The sequence below is a fragment of the Bacillota bacterium genome (genome assembly GCA_009711825.1).
Taxonomy (GTDB): Bacteria; Bacillota; Proteinivoracia; order UBA4975; family VEMY01; genus VEMY01.
Genome location: VEMY01000002.1, coordinates 1 through 16,465, shown reverse-complemented (window position 1 = coordinate 16,465; position 16,465 = coordinate 1). Strand labels below are relative to the sequence as shown.

The window sequence follows — 16,465 nt, the reverse complement described above, 5'->3', positions numbered from 1 at the left end:
GTATTTAAAGAGCCGGAGCAAACGCTCCGGCTCTTTGTATCAGTCTTTCAATCCTGGATAAACAACTTCGCCGTCAATCAGGGTGTACTGCACCCGGGAGAGATAATCGAAGGGATGGCCGTCGATGACAACTAAGTCGGCGTCCTTGCCTACTTCGATACTGCCCACCCGCTCGTCAACACCAAGGATCTTGGCGCCATTTATGGTCACGGCCTTGAGGGCTTCAAATTCATCCATGCCGCCTTCCCGGACCACTGCGGCGCCGGCGTGCAGCAGCTGGTAAATATTCAACACCGGGTGATCGGTGGTCAGGGCCACCAGTACCCCGGCTTTGGTGAGCTTAGCCGCTGTCTCCCATGTCTTCTGCCGGGTCTCAATCTTAGTCGGCACACCGAAACTGGGTCCGACTACACAGGGGAACCCGCTCTCGACAATCTTGTCGGTGATTAAGTGGGTTTCTGTGGCATGTTCCAGGGTCAGCTTGATGTCAAATTCCCGGGCAATCCGCAGGGCGGTTGCAATGTCGTCAGCCCGGTGGGCATGAATCCGCAAGGGAATTTCCTTCTTTAGAACCTTGGCCAAAGTCTCCAGCTTCAGGTCCCGGGGTGGCATTTTTTCCGGATCTTTTTCGCCCCGCTCCAGTTTGGTCAGGTAATTCTGGGCCTGCACCAGATTCTCCCGCAAGAGCGCAGCGCTGCCCATACGGGTGGTAGGCAGACGTTTTTGCTCCGAGTAGACCCGCTTGGGGTTCTCGCCCAGAGCCGCTTTCAGTCCGGCCACTTCCCGCAGCACCCGCTCATGGAGCATGCCGCCACCGGTCTTGAGGATTGTGGTGACACCGCCCAGGATATTGGCGCTACCGGGAGTGGACATGACCGTGGTCACACCGGCTTCAACTGCTTCCCGGAAGCCGTCTTCCTCAGGATTAATGCCATCCAGGGCACGCAGGTGGGGCGTAGCCGGATCAGTCATTTCATTGTAATCCCGACCTTCCCAGCCCAGGCCCTCTTCGCTGACACCCAGATGGGTGTGGGGGTCGACAAAACCGGGGTAGACCCGGGCGCCGGCTGCATCAATGATTTCTGCCGTTTCCGGAACATCCACTTTACCAATGGCGGCAATTTTGCCGTCCTTGATGAGGACAGTTCCCTGAACCGGTTCCTTCTGGGCAATCGTATGAATTTCGGCGTTGATAATCGCTTTGATCTTAGCGCTCATAAACAATCTCTCCGTCAATCAGAGTTTTTTCCACCACGGTCCGCCAGTCGAATAGGTGACCGCTAAGGACTACGATATCGGCATCTTTGCCGACTTCAAGGCTGCCAACCCGATCGGCAGTGCCGACAACCTCGGCGGCGTTGATGGTAATCGCCTTCATTGCCTCTCCTTCCGGCAGCCCTTCCTTATGGGCCAGGGCAGCGGCAATCGGCAGGTACTGGACCGGGAATACCGGATGGTCACTGGTCAGAGCTACTTTGACACCGGCTTGGTGCAGGATGCCGGGGGTTTTGAAGGTCATATTGAAGAGCTCCACCTTGGGCCTAGTGCCCAAAGTCGGCCCGACAACAGCGGCCACGCCCTTTTCGGCCAGGAAGTCGGCGATCAGGTGCCCTTCGGTGCAGTGTTCGATGGCAATTTCCACGTCGAACTCTTCGGCGATGCGAATCGCGGTAATAATATCATCGGCCCGGTGGGCATGGGCACGCAAGGGAATTTCTTTTTTCAGGACTTTGACCAATATCTCCATTTTCAGGTCCCGCTCCGGCGCCTTGTCCGGGTCATCGCCGGCCTTTTCTACCTTGGCCAGGTAATTACTGGCCGCCACCAGGTTCTCCCGCAGCACGGCCGCGGTGGCCATACGGGTGGAAGGAGACTTCTTCTGGGAGCTATAAACCCGCTTGGGGTTCTCGCCAAAGGCAATCTTCAGGCCCGAGGGCTCTAGCATCACCATATCATCGACGATATTGCCGTGGGTCTTAATCGCCACAAATTGGCCGCCGATTACGTTGGCGCTCCCTGGACCGGTGGCGACGCTGGTCACCCCGCCAGCCACGGCGTTCTTAAAGGCGTCCTCCAACGGGTTAATCGCATCGAGGCCGCGTAAATGGGGAGTGGCCGGGTTGGTCATTTCATTCCCATCGGCCCCTTCAAAGCCCAATCCTTCCTCATACAAGCCGATATGGGTATGGGCATCGATAATCCCGGGCATTACCACCTTGCCACCGGCGTCAATAACCTCGGCACCCGCCGGCACCTGGACATCGGCTCCGACGGCCTTAATTTTCCCGTCTTCAATCAACACAGTGCCGCCATCAATAATCTGGCCGGCCATGGTATAAATTTTTCCATTAACAATCGCGCGCATGTATCCGCCTCCTTAAAAATTTGCTATCTTAACTAGATTCGCGAAAAGCCGGGGAATTCCTTTAGACATCCTAATTGTTTTTGTACAAAAATATGCCGGCCCCCACGAGACAAAAACACTGTAATGGAAAGATTAACCAGAGCAACTACCTGATTTGCTGACAATAACCAGCATAATTGTGCTATAAGGAGTTAAGGACTGCTGCACCAAGGTATTTACCTATACTCCAAGTATTTTAGGGGATTTGATGGCTTGCATTAATGGCGCAATATTTCTAGAATTAAAATAATTAGCTTCTTCCACTCGTTGCCATTTACATTAGTTATCAAGAAAGGAGGGATATTAATGAAATCAACTATCCTTAAAATTACCGGCAGCATAATCATGTTACTATGCATATTCTTTTTTACAACACCAGCTCTAGCAAGCAGCCCGAATTTCGCTACCAGCACAGAGCATGTCCAATTATATTTTAATGGATATGTTCAAATTCAATCTTCATACATTGAAAATGGAGCCCATGCTTATCAAGGATGGTTTGTATACCGCAATGGCTTAACCGGAGAACAATGGAGATATACAAGTGTTGGCCAAAGTCCACATGACAGCACAATTCGTAGTAACAGTATGACTTACCTTGATCATCCAAATCCAGCACACCCACCAGTTACATTCAACTATAACTTTACTTGGATACCCCATGGAACTGCTTGGCCATTAAGCGTGGATCACTGACAAGTAGAGCAAATAAGTAAGTAGCATGAATGGGCAACGGGTGGCTTTTATTTTGTCAATAGAGGAGTGCAAATGGATGACAAGAAAAAATTATCTCCTGATCGCATTGGTCAGTGTATTTTTGGCATGCGCCCTCTCGGTATATTGGATGTACACGGACGTAAGGCTCCAGGCTCTTACTGTTCCGCCCTTCGGTTTCGGCGATAATTATACGGCGATAAACGTGTATAAACATGATTACATTGAACCCGACGAAGCGCAGGATTTACTGTCCTCAATTTTCGATCTGGTCCAAGAGAGTGACACCCTTTTGATCTATGAGACCTACAATAGACTTGCCTTGTATGATCCGGCGGGGATATATGGCGAAGAACCCCTGGTTGAAGGTGGATACCTGGAACGAGACGATTTTATGCCCGAAGCCTCCGCGGTGCTGATTAAGGCCGGTTCCTCCGCCCATGACATGCTTAGCGATGGGGTCACCATCGTAGGCGGGCAGTGGGCTCCGGTTAGAGGAGTATATGATCGAGAGCACCCGCTCCACACCCTTCAGCACGATAAAATAGAGATTTTTTTTGCCATAGCTGACGTGCAGGGCACCTATTATTTCCCCGGGGAATCTGATAGCATCCAACCAATCGTCTCTTTGTTGAACGAAAACGATTATACAGTTGATTATCTGCCCCCTCCGGACAGCATGGGTTCGGCTCTACATTCAATGGCGTCGGGAGTTCCATACGCGCCTATGATTTTCGGAGTGCTCTTTTTGTTTTTCAACAGCTTCTTGGTTTACTACATTTTGATCTCCAGGCAAGCAAGGATTTTTTCAATACACCACCGGTTCGGGGCTACCAAGAGGAGCATCTTGGCCCGGGTCTTAACAAACACTTTGCCCTCTGTCATTACCGGTGCTTTGCTAGGGACACTATTATTTTATGGTGTGTTCCACTCGTTTTACCGCGATTCTATCGACATTTCTTTGTTCGCCGGCGTCATCGGCGTTACTGTTGCTAGCAGCGTTCTTCTCTTCCTGCTTGCCTTTCAACTGCAAAATTACTGGAAAAACGGGGCGGGGTTGATATGAAAACACAATTTCGTTTTGCCTTGAGAGATATTTGGAAAAGACCTGTTATTTTCATTTTCTTTGCCCTTCAACTCATTGTCTCAATAGCGCTTTTTTCTTATTATTACAACACGATCCAGTATGGCAGCGAATATGTGTTTGCAGCCGGAAAACTATCTGACCATAATCTCACTTATTTCTCACCCGATTTTGATTCAGGTGCTCAGCGAAGTGCCACCCCTCAAGCGCAAGAAATGCTGATAGAAATCCTAGATTTACAACGCTCCGGTTATTCGATGATTCAATCGATAGGGCTGGACAGTTATCCCGACATGGATATCGTCGTCGGTTTGGGGGCCTTTGCGGACGTTTATGACATAAATTTCGAGTCTTCAAGTAATCAGGGGCCGATTGTGCTTGCAGGCAGTCGACTCGAAGGATTGACGGTGGGCGATACCATTGAGTTTGGTCTACGTGAACGGGAAACCCTGACGGTAAGTAGCCGGTTGCCGTCCGGTTCGAACTACATCACATTCGGACAAGTGAAAAGCCTGGACGACTCACTGCTCATTCTGGCCGATACCGGTTCAATCGTTGATTTTTACTTCAGGGGTTATGATCTGTGGCAGGAAATTATCGTCAACATCACGCTGATAAACCCCGGGGGAGCAGAGCTGGCGGAATTCATTATCGCCATGCGTGAAGAATCAAATTTTATTTTACACCCGGTCAAACAACAATCCTATGGCGAGCAACATTTTCTGGGAATCTTTTACGGCTCGTTACTTTACCTTATTTTCTTCGGTATTGCTTTGATATTTACCGGATTTGGCATTACGGCAAATATTTTACAGCTTATGAGCAGCAACATGCGCGAGTATGCCATTCATCTGCTCAGCGGGGCCGGTATGCGCGAATTATACGCCAGAATAATAATCTATATTTTTCTGCTGGTCACCCCGCCCGTTATTATTTCCCCGCACATATTGCCGATGCCCGCCCCTCCCCCACCATTGCCAGCTCTGGTGCTGGTATCCCTCGCCTTTACATTACTCTTGGCCTTAGTGCCGGTAATTAAGTTAAGCAAAACCGATCTGATTTCATATTTGAGGAGTGACGGTTAATGCAACTGATAAACGCCGTATCATTGCACAAAGAGTATACTCAGGGTAATAGCAAGACCCATGCGGTTAGAGGTGTATCCCTGGATATTAATCAAGGGGAGAGTATCGCCGTCACCGGTCCATCGGGCTGCGGGAAAACCACTTTGCTGAATATTATCGGCTTAATTGTTTCGCCTACCCGGGGCGAGCTGCATGTACAGGGGAAAGAAGCAACAACATTTACCGATAAGAGGCGGGCCGAATACAGAAACAAGTTTTACGGATATGTTGTGCAAGATTTCGCGCTGGTGGAAGACTACACGGCCCGGGAGAATGTGGAGATCCCTTTGTTATACAGCCATGAGCGGCTGGGGTTTATTGAACGTAAAAAAAGGGCCGTCGATGCTTTAGCGAAGGTCGGGCTGGCTGATAAAATCAAGGAAAAGGCCAAAAACCTTTCCGGCGGCCAGCGCCAAAGGGTGGCCATTGCCCGGGCGCTGGTTAATAATCCGCAGGTTATCCTAGCTGACGAACCTACCGGTTCTTTAGATTCTGAGACCGGAATAGAAATACTCAAGCTTCTTTTTGATTTGGTTGAAGAAGGAAAAACACTGCTTCTGGCAACACATAATCTTGATTTGGCCGGGCAATGCAAAAAACATTTTAAAATGCTGGATGGGGCCTGGGACCCCGATGTCCAAACCTGATGCCAGGGGGCTAGCGACCTCGATGTCGATTTTAATCGAATCTGCTCCAAAAACATCCGTTTCCGGTGGGACGAAGCAAAGCCCTCCTGTGTATATTCTGAACTGCCCCCTGTCAAGTAGACAGATGAAATAAAGAAAACTGTTTTCGCTGGACTCCATAATGGGGTCCAGCTTTTTATGCAGCGTTTTCGAGCAATTGTCGATAGGTCATCGGGGCTAGTTTGTTGAGCTTCTTTTGCCGTCGTTCATAATTATAGAAGTGTATGTAGTTTTCAATAGCTACTGCGAGAGTGTCGTAATCCTTGAATTTGTCCAGATAATACATTTCACATTTGAGAATTCCCCAGAAGCCTTCCATGGGGCCGTTGTCGATGCAGCGACCAACACGCGACATGCTTTGTTTCATTTTCGCCTTGTCCAACTTGGTCTTGAATTGCTTAGATGTATATTGAAACCCTCTGTCACTATGAAACATCGGTTGAGCATTCGGGTATTTGGACACGGCTAAATCAAAGGTGTCAAATACGAGCTGATTATTGTTTCTACGACCTATGGCGAACGAGACAATACCTTTGTCTTTGAGGTCAAGGATTGCGCTCAAATACAATTTTTCATTATCTCCGTACTTGAATTCTGTGACATCGGTCAGCCACTTCTCGTTAAGCTTTTCCGCCGTGAAATCACGATTCAAGATGTTCTCCGCTGTAACTTCCGGCGTAGAACGCTGGTAATGCGGACGTTTCCGACGGATGACGGCTTTTAAGCCCACCAGTTGGGTAAGACGATATATACGCTTGTAGTTATAGCTGCTCTTGTGTCTGACGTTTAGTTCGTCTGTCAGGCGTCTGTAACCGAGTATCCCATTGAATTCAGCGTAGAGATAACCAAGCTTATGGACCAGATCTTCGTTCTCAATTTCGCGGACACTTTTGCTGCGGTGGAGCCATTTATAATATGATGACCTGTTCAGGTCTAATATCTTGCAAACGTTCATTACTGGGTAAGCCTTTTCTTCGTGTAGCTCCTTTACAGTCAGGTAAAGCTTTTCCTGACGGACGCCGCTTAGCCCCGCCTCCTTTCGATTTCCTGAAGCTTTTTTATAACTGCAATCTCCATTTCTTTCTGTTTGTTCTCGGCTCTTAACATTTTGTTCTCAGCCTGCAGGCGTTCTACCTCATTCATTTCCTCAAGAGTCTTGCGTTTTCCGCGCTTGTCAATAAGACCGTCTACGCCCTTTGACTCATACTTGCGTACCCAGCTATATATCTGCTGGTATGAAACCCCATACTTCTCAATCGTTGCACCATAGTTTTTACCATTAGCTATACAGTAACTGACAATTTCAATCCGCTCATCTAACGTGGTCAACCGCCCCTTGGTCATATAGATTCCCCTCCCTAGGCCTCTAGTGGCCCGAAAATCTTTATGACCATTATACACCTTGATCCAGGCCCGAAGTTGGGTTTTGCTACGGATGCTAAACCTCTTACACATATCAAGGAGGCTTCCTTCCCCCCGGAGGTACGCCTCTACTGCTCTGGTTTTTAGTTCGGTGCTGTATCCGTTGTTCGTATGGGTGACTGCTAGACTAGATGGGCCCATGGCCTCATAATTCGCTAGCCATTGCCGTAAGCTGGAAGCATCCATCCCGTATTCACACGCTATGCTGCGCAGAGACCCTTCTCCTCGATTATATTTTTCAACGGCCTCGACTTTCAGCTCATAACTGATATCACTCTTTCTTCCCACAAGAATACTCCCCTTTGCGTAGTCTTGAATTTTTGTTATTTCAGGTGTCTACTCAAAGGGGAGCATATCATTCTGCAGAAGGGCTTTGTTTAGTTCCCGTCTATTCTGAAACGTCATGTTGATGACCATAGACATCCTAATTGTATTTGTACAAACATATACCAGCCCTCGCGAGACAAAAATACGCCTCTGGGCGCTTATTGCCATATTCGACTTAAATCAACTGTCAGGCCAGAAAACTGGGGATGCCGAACCACCGCCGTGTCCATGCCGGAAGCGACCATGACATAGCGGCCAGCTTTAAGGGCAAAGCATTCCAGGGTCTTCGCTTCAGGGTCCACCAACCAGTAGTGACGCACCCCGGCCCGCCGATATATTTGCAGCTTTTGCACGCGATCCTTGCGACTGGTGGACGGTGAGAGAATTTCCACGACCAACGTCGGCGCACCCGCAATTCTAGTCTCGCCAATAATTTCCTTGCCCCCGCCGGGCACATAAAAGATATCCGGCTGCACCACGGTTATGTCAGCAAATGTTACGTCCAGGGGCGCATTAAAGACCTCCCCATCTGGGTCCACTTGCCAGAAGTAATCCTCCAGCACACGTTGCAATCGCCGGGAGACCCGTTGATGCCTGACATCAGGCGAAGGATCTTTTATTGGTTCGCCTTCAAGAATTTCGTAACGATAGCCCGGTTGCTCAGGCAGCTCCAAATAGTCCTGGTACGTATATTTTTTTTGCTCTCCAGCTTGGAAGTCATTAGTATCACCTCCAACTTGAGTATATCACTGGCTACAACCGATAGCAACAGCACTCAAGTAGACACAATAAAAAACCGCCGGCGTGGCCGGCAGTTTCTCGTTACTCTTCCTGTGGCAGCTCCTCGGGGCGCACCAGTTTCTCGACGCCGATGTCTACCCGTTCGACATCATAACCGGTGATTGCAGAAACATCCTCGGCCACCGCCTCCCGAACCTTGTTGGCGACCTCCGGTATGTTCACTCCGTAGACTACGGTAAGTTTGAGCTCAAAGCTCACAGCACCGGGGTTGGCCTGGTCTTCGCTGTCACTTTTCTTCACCGTTACTTTCGAGCTGAAGCGACCGGTGAACAGGCGGCCCAAATCGGCGATTGAGCCTTTACGCTCCTGACGGATAATCTCTTCCACCTTGAGCATCGCTGCCCTGGCGATATCGCCGAATACCTCTTCGCTGACGATTGTCTTGCCATCTACCATCTTTAAACACCTCCCTGATTTTTGCGACTTACGTTATATATAGTATATTTCAACTTTGTTATGACTAATCCTGCCGATTAGTTTTTTAATCCGCGCAAGCGACTGCTGATCTGCTCACCCAGCCAGCAGCCAAAGAGGCCGGGAACAATCCCAATGACAGTCACCAGGGCCACCAGGCCGGGACTAGCAACCAGACCTGCAGAAGGTCCGCCAACCGTCACCGCCAGCGCCGAAAGCATCAGGGGGAATTGCAGAGCTGGAAACAGTGCTGCTCCAAACCAACGCAGGGTTTTATGTTTCTGCCAGGGACTGACGCGCAGAACCTTACCCAGTAGCCAGGCCACGGCCTCCGCGGCCACACCTGCCAGGACACTGACCGGCAGCAAAAGCGGCGTAAAAATTAGCAGAATCACCCCGGGCACCAGCGAAAAGGCAAGCAACGCGCCGGCAAACTGCACCCGGGTGAGGATTATATTGACAAATAACGCATAGAGCGGCGCCAGAATTAAAGCACGCAGCGCGGCCGTAGGCAGGAAAACAAATAAAGGCCACAGCGCCATGCCAGCGGCGACCAGCGTGCTCCCGGCCAGAGCAAGGATTATAAAGTTCTTATGACGCATCTCATCACCTCGCAGGACAGGGGGACAGGTCCCTTGTCCGGTATCTATATCTATATTTTGCTACCATCGCAGAAATTAATCAAATCAGGACAGGGGGACAGGTCCCTTGTCCGAGAACGTCAAAAGAGGCTGCCTCTGCTCAGCGAATGAACTGAGTTTAAGATGCAGCCTCTAGTAATTTACAGGTCGTAATACTTGGCGAATTCCAGGGGATGGGGCACGTTGTTAACTTCCTGAGCGTCGGAGCGAATCCGCCGCAATTGGTCCTGGATTAGGCCGCTGGTGAACACACCGCCGGCAAGCAGGAACTGGTGATCCCGCTCCAGGGCATCGGCCGCCTCGTCCAGGGACTTGGGCAAGGATTTAATCTTCTTCTGCTCTTCTTCGCTCAGGGTGTAAAGGTTGAAATCAAAGGGGCCAAAGCCCTCTTTGGTGGGGTCAATCTTGTTATTAATGCCGTCCAAGGCCGCCATAATCAATGCCGAATAGGCCAGATAGGGATTGCAGGTAGCATCCATGGGCCGGAATTCAAAACGCTTGGATTCGGGGGCGTCTGCATAACCAGGGATGCGGATGACCGAACTGCGGTTGGCGCTGGCAAAGCCGATGCTCACCGGGGCCTCATAGCCCGGCACCAGACGCTTAAAGGAGTTGGTGCTGGGGTTGGTAAATGCGAGGAGCGCCGCCGAATGCTTGAGGATGCCGCCAATGGCAAAGAGTGCGGTATCGCTCAGGCCGGCGTAATTGTCGCCGTAAAATACCGGCTTGCCTTGATTGAACCACTGGATATGGGCATGCATGCCGCTCCCCGCTTCGCCGAAGAAGGGTTTCGGCATAAATGTAGCCGTCCGCCCGTCCTGAAGGGCGAGGTTCTTGATAAAGTACTTGACCAGCTGGGTACGGTCGGCCATTTGCTGCAAGCCACCAAAGGACAGCTCAATCTCGACCTGACCGGGGCCGCCGTTTTCGGAATGATGGTACTTAATCGGCACGCCGTGCTTCTCCAGGGCAAGGACAATCTCATTACGCAAATCGAAGCTGGAATCCGCAGGGATATCCACATGGTAACCGCCGTGAGGACGAACGGTATAGCCCTGGTTCTGGTATTCCCGGTTGCCACTGTTCCAGTGTGCCTGGACTGAATCCAACACTACTTCGGTGTGATGGGGGTCATTTCTATACGATACATGGTCAAGGATGTAGAATTCCAGCTCCGGGCCCAACAGACATTCGTCGGCAACACCCGTGTCCTTGAGATAACGCTCTGCTTTCTCGGCGACATAGCGGGGATCACCGGCAAAACGCTCGGTCTTCTCACCCAGCGAATAGATGTCGGAGATTATCGAAATCATCGGCACCTGGGCGAAGGGGTCGACAAAGGCTGTGCTCAAATCGGGCCGAAACACCATGTCCGACTTCTCAACTGACAGAAATCCATAACTAGAGCCGTCCATGCCAATGCCCTTTTCCACGGTTTTCTCGGTCAGCCGTTCTACAGGGATTGTCAGGTGATGCCAGCGCCCGGACATGTCAATAACCTTGAAGTCAATGACCCGAATCTCGTTGGCAGTGCAAAAACCCTTCAGCTCTTCAAAACTCTTAAACATCCTTCTCCTCCTTAAGATTTATTGGTATTGCAGCCGTCTCCCTGACGGTTGAAAGCACTATGTACGAATAGGTATTGGGCGCAGTCTGATTTATCCTGTCAATGGTCTGCTCCAGCTCATCCATGGAGCCGGCCTTTACCTTGACCATAAAACAAGCATTACCAGAAACCTTGTGACATTCCTGAACCTGGGGGATGGAGATAATCAACTCTGCCATCTCGTCTATGGTCATATTGCCCACGGGCACGAGAATAAATGCAGTGATACCTGCCCCCAGGCGGGCCCCATCCACAATGGCGCTATAACCCTGGATTACCCCTTCCTTCTCCAGCTTGGTGATCCGCTCCGCCGTAGCAGAGGTGGAGAGTCCGATCTTGCGGCCAAGCTCCGCGGTGCTGATCCTGGCATTGGCCTGCAGTTCGCTTACAATCATCAAATCCAGCCTATCCACACACATCCCCCCCGTTACCTCCCATTTTACGGCGAATCTACCCAAAAAGCAACACTTTCACTGCATTTTCGACCCAAAACCGCCACATTCCCCGGAGCACCGGAGCACGGGGACGGTTCTGCTGCTCCCATCCTCCTCCCGTACCACTGTGACGTTCCCCTCCGGCAAAAACAAAAGCGCCGTGAGATCTCCCCACGGCGCAAAGCTTACGTTCAGGAAATAGCCAACAGTTCCACCTGCTTAATTCTCCACATGTTCCCGTCTAACCACAAAATCACCCGATAGTACTCCCCGCCTAATCCGGACTGATATTTGTTGGCATATACGGTCGCTTTGTCGTCGTCCACTTTTACAGACTGGATACTGAGCAAGACACCTCTTTTGAACGTTCGGCGATCATAGACACCCCGCATCGTCACCCAGGACCGGGAGCGCAAGCGCCAGGGTTCATCAATAGAGAGCGCCTGCAACGTCGCCAAATTGGGGTTAGCCCCTGCCACTTCCAGATAACGAGGACCCCAGTCCCGGGTCTCTTCCAAAAGCCAGTCAAAGACTGCTGCTGCCACCTGAGCTTCACAATCATTCAGATTGGCAACAGGCAACGGTAAAAAACCCAACCCGTATGCTGCGCCAAGCAAAATTAACAGCCCGAGAACAACTGACACCAACCGCCTGAGTTTCAATTCAATCACCCCTGCCCAGCTGACGTCTAACTGAACCAGAAAGTTTCGGAACCTTTACTTCTTGCGAGAGCGCTGCAACGCGGGCCAAATTATTATCCGGGTCCAAAGCACAAGCGCCGAACAGACAAACACCATCTGGGCAATTTGTTTGGCAGTCTCACCGACAAACCACCAGACAGTCCCAGAACCAATCAAACCGATTGCCGGTAGAATCAACAGACAATGTCCGCCTCCTGGCCGCTCTGCCACCTGTTCATGAACCATGTGTTCAGCGGCCTCGGTCTCCCGCGTTTCTTTGCCAATTGCCACCCGGGCGACAATAAAAGTAACTACAGCTGTCGCCACCGTTGCCTGCCACGGCCAATAAAACAGCGGCTGATGCTCAAAATGATGCGGTATCAGCAAAAGGCCGACAAAGGCAAGGGTTGTAAGCATAAACACCGCGAAAAATATCAACCACTGCTTGACAGCAGAATCTAGGGCAAAAATCCGGGCAATTACTCCGGGCTGAACCAAGAATGCCACCAGACAAGTTATAATGGCGATAATTAACAAGTTGCTCCAGTAGACAGGCACTGCCCAAGCCATGAAGGTGATGTGATTGAAAGGCAAAGTGACCATGAATGCCAGAAGCACCAGGTAAAAGAGATTAAAGATTTTTTCCTGCCAGGTCCGGGCCCGGTAGTTGGTCTCGGCCCAGGTCCGGGCAAAGGCAATTACGTCCCTGCCGACAACATCCTCCAATGCCTTTCCGTCAGCGATGGCCTCTTCCAGGTGGCCCTGCAATTCCAATTCCATTTCCAGCAGCGCCTTGCGGGGCAAATTGCTAAACATCCAGTAAATCTTGCACTTCTCCACGACATCCTTAATTGCCGTTTGCATCTCTGCCATCGCTGCCACCTCCTATAATCTGATTTACTGAGCGATAAAACTCCACCCATTCCCGCTCCCAATCGGACAATTGTTCCCGGCCGGCAACACTGAGTCGGTAATACTTGCGGTTGGGGCCCTCCCGGGAGCGCACAAGATAACTATCGACAAACCCTGCCTTTTCCAGCCGGGCTAATAAAGGGTAAATGCTCCCTTCCCGGGCCAGCTCTAGCCCCTGGGCCTGCAATTTTTTAGTTATCTCGTAGCCGTAGCAATCCCCTGCCGCGAGAATTTTCAACATGCACATATCCAGCACGCCTTTAAGTAACTGCGTCCTTCTGCGCTCCATCCAAACACCCCATTTACTCCGGAATCTTGTTATACAAGATAGCACCCTAAGTATACCATGCGCTATTATGTTATGCAAGATAGTTCGATAAAAAAAAGGGATCAGCTTGTAAAGGAAGCAGAAGAACCGTCCCCGTGCCTCCGGCTTAGCCCCCAGAACAAGCCGCCGTTTAAAGCCGCCAAAATTAGTAAATAGGCGCTGAAAACCGCCCCGTTTCCGCCAAAAGGGATGACCAAAGCCGCAAATCGCAGCACCGGCAGCGTCAATGTAATATGATATATTAGCTCCCGGGGTGTGGCTATAATTAGGGAGCCGTAAAAGAATATCCCCGCGTTTATCAGAACCAGCACGTTGCCAAGGGCAAAGAGAATCCTTCCCCCCATGACACGGGCCATCTGGGTGCCGACATAAAACCAGAGGGCTAAAAACAGCGGCCCGGTAAACATAGCGTTGCTGTTCCACCAAAAGAAAGACTTGTCCAGCCAGTTGCCCGGTTCTAGGTGTAGCTCCAAAATCCAGCAAATTATCAGAGGCACCAAAGGAAACAAAAACCACAACCAGCGCATATGCTTTCTCATAATACGGCTCCTTCCGCCATCGCACGCCCGACATGCTTGTCCAGAAACTCTAGCTGTCTTGAGATAACCAGCTTTAAGCTAAAAGCATACAGCAAACCAATTCGCCACAAATGAATACCCAACATCATCCCCCCTCAATTGATATATTCGCTAAATTCACAATTATTTCCTGTCGGGGAGATAGAATTAAATTACGTGACGCGTCCGGGTGATTTGATCATCCGAACGGGCCCCGAGCATCGCTCTCGCTTCGCGAATCATCATCAGACCAAGGACAGCGAATATCAGGGGCACAGCCAGCAGCCACAGGAGCGAGCGACCCTGCTCCGCCCAATCAATGGCGACAACAGATAAAAAGACCAGCGGATAAAGCAAATCCAGCCAGCGGCTGTGCACATAATCTTTCACTTCCTGCCCCAGCATCACCAGCAAGGGGTAGACGCCGGCCAGCGCAGCATTTAACAAGAGCAACCATAAAATCAGAGAGAGTTCTGTTCCTGACAAATACAGAGGTAGAATTACCAGCGTCACCAGTGCTAGGCCAAGAGGCAGGTAAAGCGGATGCCGGGTAAATGATCGGCGTTTTAGACCTCGCCGCTTCAGGAGCTTGCGATACATCTCACCTTGAATTAACAGCAAAAAGAAACCACCGCCTAATACCGCCAGCATATGGCCATCGGTAACTGGTGGGCGCAGTAAACCGGCACACGCCAGCATAAAAATAAACCAAGTAAAGAACCAGCCGTTGGCAAAGCCAGACATACAACCACCTCATCTAATTTATATGAGTGGCCTATCTGGTCTAGACAACAAACTGGCTCAAGTAAAATATTTACCCCGAGCCCTAGATTCAATCTTTTTCGGCCATAACCCTGACAATATCCGCCTGGGTGACAATTCCCACCAACTGACCATTCTCAATGATCGATATGCGCTTAAAATCGTTCGCCACAAGCAAATTCACCAATTCTCCCACCGGGGTCTGGGGTCGGGCAGTTGTAACCTCCCTGGTCATCAGTTTGCTCACCGACTGTCCGGCCAACTGACGCAGCTGCACTGTGCGTAACTCCGGATCCTGACTGCCCAATAAATTCTCCAACACCTGCAAATGCACCGGCAAACTGGGCTTTCCTCCCAGAACTAGGTCATTCTCGGTTAACAGCCCCACCAGTTTACCCTCGCCATCCACCACCGGCAGCCCGCTAATCCGGTGCTTGAGCATTAGCTCAACGGCTTCTCGCACTGTGGAGTCAGGATTCACAGTTATTACGTCGCGGCTCATAATTGCTTCGGACGCATCATCTACCACCTTCACGTTCTAGCTTTTGTCGGAGCATCGTAATTGTCGACTGCAGCGAACCTTCGCGCATTTCATACTCCCGGTTGCTCTGCTGCAGTTCAAAATTCTGATACCTGAATGCAGATAGCTGGCTGGCAAGCGCCAGCAATTCTCCTCGCAACCCAGCTTCATCACTTGTTTCTTGGGAACGCATCCACAGTATATCACGAAACCCAGTTTCAGCATCTGGGCCGCAAAAGGCGGCAAGTGCCCCGTAACCCTTGTTAAACCGGGAAACCAAAGGCATAAGTTTCAACAAAACCCAGCCAACTGCCAGGCCTAGGGCAATACCGCCAAGGATGCGCGCCGGAATGATTAAGAGTTGCCAATGCACCCCCGCCGCCGAACCGGCTGCCCAGCCCAGGGCGCTGGACAAAAAGGTAATAGCCACCACATCATCTACAGAGGCCCCGGCCAGAATCATCACCGGTATTCCCTTACTCATACCCAGACCCCATTCCTTCAGCCAGAGCATCGAAGGCACAACCACCGCCGGCGAAACAGCCGCCAGCACAAAACCCAGACTAGCTGCCGCCGGCCAAGAAAACTCCAGCAAAAATCGAGAAGCAACAGTTACAACCAACCCCTCGACAAGACAAGGAATTACACCCAATCCCAGGGCGCTGGTCTTCACCTGATTAAGGTTGAGGCCAAGACCGGCCCGCAGTAGGATTACGATTAAAGCCAGCAGCCGCAGATCCTGGGAATAGTCCAATACCACCGGCGCCAACAAATCAAAACCCTGGGGTCCCAAGGCGACGCCCAGAAACAAGAGGCCCAAAAGACCAGGCAGCGGTAATTTCCGCATGCCGTACTGAATCACAATGCCCAGACGTAGAATCAAGAATATACTCAGCAGCACAAATCTTCCCTCCAATATAAAAGGGGCTGTCGCACTAGCGGCCTCTGAAAAAAACACAAAAGACGGCGACTGGTAGTATCCAGAAGCCGTCTTTTGGTGTAAAATATAGTTATGGCAAACAATATCTTACAACCAAAGTATACATCAA

20 protein-coding genes are annotated in these 16,465 nt (G+C 50.7%); 4 read left to right on the top strand and 16 right to left on the bottom strand.

Going from position 1 to position 16,465, the window contains the following annotated elements; all coding sequences use genetic code 11:
• Positions 1–39 precede the first annotated feature (39 nt).
• Positions 40–1,218 (bottom strand): amidohydrolase, encoded by a 1,179-nt coding sequence (locus tag FH749_01270; GenBank protein MTI94109.1) that lies wholly within the window; start codon positions 1,216–1,218, stop codon positions 40–42.
• Positions 1,208–2,365 (bottom strand): amidohydrolase, encoded by a 1,158-nt coding sequence (locus FH749_01265; protein MTI94108.1) that lies wholly within the window; start codon positions 2,363–2,365, stop codon positions 1,208–1,210. Before FH749_01265 ends, FH749_01270 begins: the two co-directional genes overlap by 11 nt.
• A 345-nt stretch (positions 2,366–2,710) precedes the next feature.
• Here FH749_01265 and FH749_01260 point away from each other — a divergent pair, with 345 nt between their 5' ends.
• The 4 genes from FH749_01260 to FH749_01245 all read left to right on the top strand — a co-directional run bounded on the left by FH749_01260 (position 2,711) and on the right by FH749_01245 (position 5,973).
• Positions 2,711–3,100 (top strand): hypothetical protein, encoded by a 390-nt coding sequence (locus FH749_01260; protein MTI94107.1) that lies wholly within the window; start codon positions 2,711–2,713, stop codon positions 3,098–3,100.
• A 76-nt stretch (positions 3,101–3,176) separates the two neighbouring features.
• The gene (locus FH749_01255; protein ID MTI94106.1) at positions 3,177–4,184 is read left to right on the top strand and encodes a hypothetical protein; all 1,008 of its coding nucleotides are present in this window, start codon (positions 3,177–3,179) and stop codon (positions 4,182–4,184) included.
• On the top strand, positions 4,181–5,287 hold the full coding sequence (locus FH749_01250; GenBank protein MTI94105.1) for a hypothetical protein: 1,107 nt from the start codon (positions 4,181–4,183) through the stop codon (positions 5,285–5,287). The genes FH749_01255 and FH749_01250 overlap by 4 nt, the downstream gene beginning before the upstream one ends.
• On the top strand, positions 5,287–5,973 hold the full coding sequence (locus tag FH749_01245) for an ABC transporter ATP-binding protein (protein ID MTI94104.1): 687 nt from the start codon (positions 5,287–5,289) through the stop codon (positions 5,971–5,973). The genes FH749_01250 and FH749_01245 overlap by 1 nt, the downstream gene beginning before the upstream one ends.
• Before the next feature lie 175 nt (positions 5,974–6,148).
• Here the strand turns inward: FH749_01245 and FH749_01240 are convergent, their stop codons facing one another.
• The 14 genes from FH749_01240 to FH749_01175 form a co-directional block, all read right to left on the bottom strand.
• A complete protein-coding gene (locus tag FH749_01240; GenBank protein ID MTI94103.1) occupies positions 6,149–7,009 on the bottom strand; it encodes an IS3 family transposase in 861 nt (286 codons plus the stop codon).
• A gap of 26 nt (positions 7,010–7,035) precedes the next feature.
• Entirely contained in the window at positions 7,036–7,704 is a 669-nt protein-coding gene (locus tag FH749_01235; GenBank protein MTI94102.1) for a transposase, read from the bottom strand.
• A 215-nt stretch (positions 7,705–7,919) separates the two neighbouring features.
• Entirely contained in the window at positions 7,920–8,435 is a 516-nt protein-coding gene (locus FH749_01230; GenBank protein MTI94101.1) for a Uma2 family endonuclease, read from the bottom strand.
• Positions 8,436–8,583: 148 nt separating this feature from the next.
• Positions 8,584–8,958: an Asp23/Gls24 family envelope stress response protein gene (locus FH749_01225; protein ID MTI94100.1), complete on the bottom strand. Its 375-nt coding sequence runs from the start codon at positions 8,956–8,958 to the stop codon at positions 8,584–8,586.
• A 77-nt stretch (positions 8,959–9,035) separates the two neighbouring features.
• Positions 9,036–9,578 (bottom strand): MptD family putative ECF transporter S component, encoded by a 543-nt coding sequence (locus tag FH749_01220; protein ID MTI94099.1) that lies wholly within the window; start codon positions 9,576–9,578, stop codon positions 9,036–9,038.
• 179 nt (positions 9,579–9,757) lie between these two features.
• A complete protein-coding gene (glnA, locus tag FH749_01215) occupies positions 9,758–11,185 on the bottom strand; it encodes a type I glutamate--ammonia ligase (GenBank protein ID MTI94098.1) in 1,428 nt (475 codons plus the stop codon).
• Positions 11,178–11,642 carry an Lrp/AsnC family transcriptional regulator gene (locus FH749_01210; GenBank protein ID MTI94097.1) on the bottom strand — a complete coding sequence of 155 codons (465 nt, stop codon included), beginning with the start codon at positions 11,640–11,642 and terminating at the stop codon, positions 11,178–11,180. Before FH749_01210 ends, glnA begins: the two co-directional genes overlap by 8 nt.
• A 206-nt stretch (positions 11,643–11,848) precedes the next feature.
• Positions 11,849–12,319 carry a hypothetical protein gene (locus FH749_01205; protein MTI94096.1) on the bottom strand — a complete coding sequence of 157 codons (471 nt, stop codon included), beginning with the start codon at positions 12,317–12,319 and terminating at the stop codon, positions 11,849–11,851.
• 54 nt (positions 12,320–12,373) lie between these two features.
• The gene (locus FH749_01200; protein MTI94095.1) at positions 12,374–13,210 is read right to left on the bottom strand and encodes a hypothetical protein; all 837 of its coding nucleotides are present in this window, start codon (positions 13,208–13,210) and stop codon (positions 12,374–12,376) included.
• Positions 13,185–13,538 (bottom strand): PadR family transcriptional regulator, encoded by a 354-nt coding sequence (locus tag FH749_01195; protein MTI94094.1) that lies wholly within the window; start codon positions 13,536–13,538, stop codon positions 13,185–13,187. Before FH749_01195 ends, FH749_01200 begins: the two co-directional genes overlap by 26 nt.
• A 101-nt stretch (positions 13,539–13,639) precedes the next feature.
• Entirely contained in the window at positions 13,640–14,116 is a 477-nt protein-coding gene (locus FH749_01190; GenBank protein MTI94093.1) for a hypothetical protein, read from the bottom strand.
• A gap of 186 nt (positions 14,117–14,302) precedes the next feature.
• Positions 14,303–14,878, bottom strand: coding sequence for a hypothetical protein (locus FH749_01185; protein MTI94092.1), 576 nt, complete (start codon positions 14,876–14,878; stop codon positions 14,303–14,305).
• Positions 14,879–14,966: 88 nt separating this feature from the next.
• Positions 14,967–15,431 (bottom strand): CBS domain-containing protein, encoded by a 465-nt coding sequence (locus tag FH749_01180; GenBank protein MTI94091.1) that lies wholly within the window; start codon positions 15,429–15,431, stop codon positions 14,967–14,969.
• Positions 15,415–16,440, bottom strand: coding sequence for a hypothetical protein (locus FH749_01175; GenBank protein ID MTI94090.1), 1,026 nt, complete (start codon positions 16,438–16,440; stop codon positions 15,415–15,417). The genes FH749_01180 and FH749_01175 overlap by 17 nt, the downstream gene beginning before the upstream one ends.
• Between the last annotated feature and the right edge of the window lie 25 nt (positions 16,441–16,465).

Bases quoted from the DNA above. Each gene is read 5' to 3' on its own strand.
- FH749_01220 (MTI94099.1), bottom strand. From the start codon at position 9,578: ATGCGTCATAAGAACTTTATAATCCTTGCTCTGGCCGGGAGCACGCTG.
- glnA (MTI94098.1), bottom strand. From the start codon at position 11,185: ATGTTTAAGAGTTTTGAAGAGCTGAAGGGTTTTTGCACTGCCAACGAG.
- FH749_01255 (MTI94106.1), top strand. From the start codon at position 3,177: ATGACAAGAAAAAATTATCTCCTGATCGCATTGGTCAGTGTATTTTTG.
- FH749_01195 (MTI94094.1), bottom strand. From the start codon at position 13,538: ATGGAGCGCAGAAGGACGCAGTTACTTAAAGGCGTGCTGGATATGTGC.
- FH749_01190 (MTI94093.1), bottom strand. From the start codon at position 14,116: ATGAGAAAGCATATGCGCTGGTTGTGGTTTTTGTTTCCTTTGGTGCCT.
- FH749_01210 (MTI94097.1), bottom strand. From the start codon at position 11,642: ATGTGTGTGGATAGGCTGGATTTGATGATTGTAAGCGAACTGCAGGCC.
- FH749_01185 (MTI94092.1), bottom strand. From the start codon at position 14,878: ATGTCTGGCTTTGCCAACGGCTGGTTCTTTACTTGGTTTATTTTTATG.
- FH749_01260 (MTI94107.1), top strand. From the start codon at position 2,711: ATGAAATCAACTATCCTTAAAATTACCGGCAGCATAATCATGTTACTA.
- FH749_01245 (MTI94104.1), top strand. From the start codon at position 5,287: ATGCAACTGATAAACGCCGTATCATTGCACAAAGAGTATACTCAGGGT.
- FH749_01200 (MTI94095.1), bottom strand. From the start codon at position 13,210: ATGGCAGAGATGCAAACGGCAATTAAGGATGTCGTGGAGAAGTGCAAG.
- FH749_01225 (MTI94100.1), bottom strand. From the start codon at position 8,958: ATGGTAGATGGCAAGACAATCGTCAGCGAAGAGGTATTCGGCGATATC.
- FH749_01250 (MTI94105.1), top strand. From the start codon at position 4,181: ATGAAAACACAATTTCGTTTTGCCTTGAGAGATATTTGGAAAAGACCT.
- FH749_01270 (MTI94109.1), bottom strand. From the start codon at position 1,218: ATGAGCGCTAAGATCAAAGCGATTATCAACGCCGAAATTCATACGATT.
- FH749_01265 (MTI94108.1), bottom strand. From the start codon at position 2,365: ATGCGCGCGATTGTTAATGGAAAAATTTATACCATGGCCGGCCAGATT.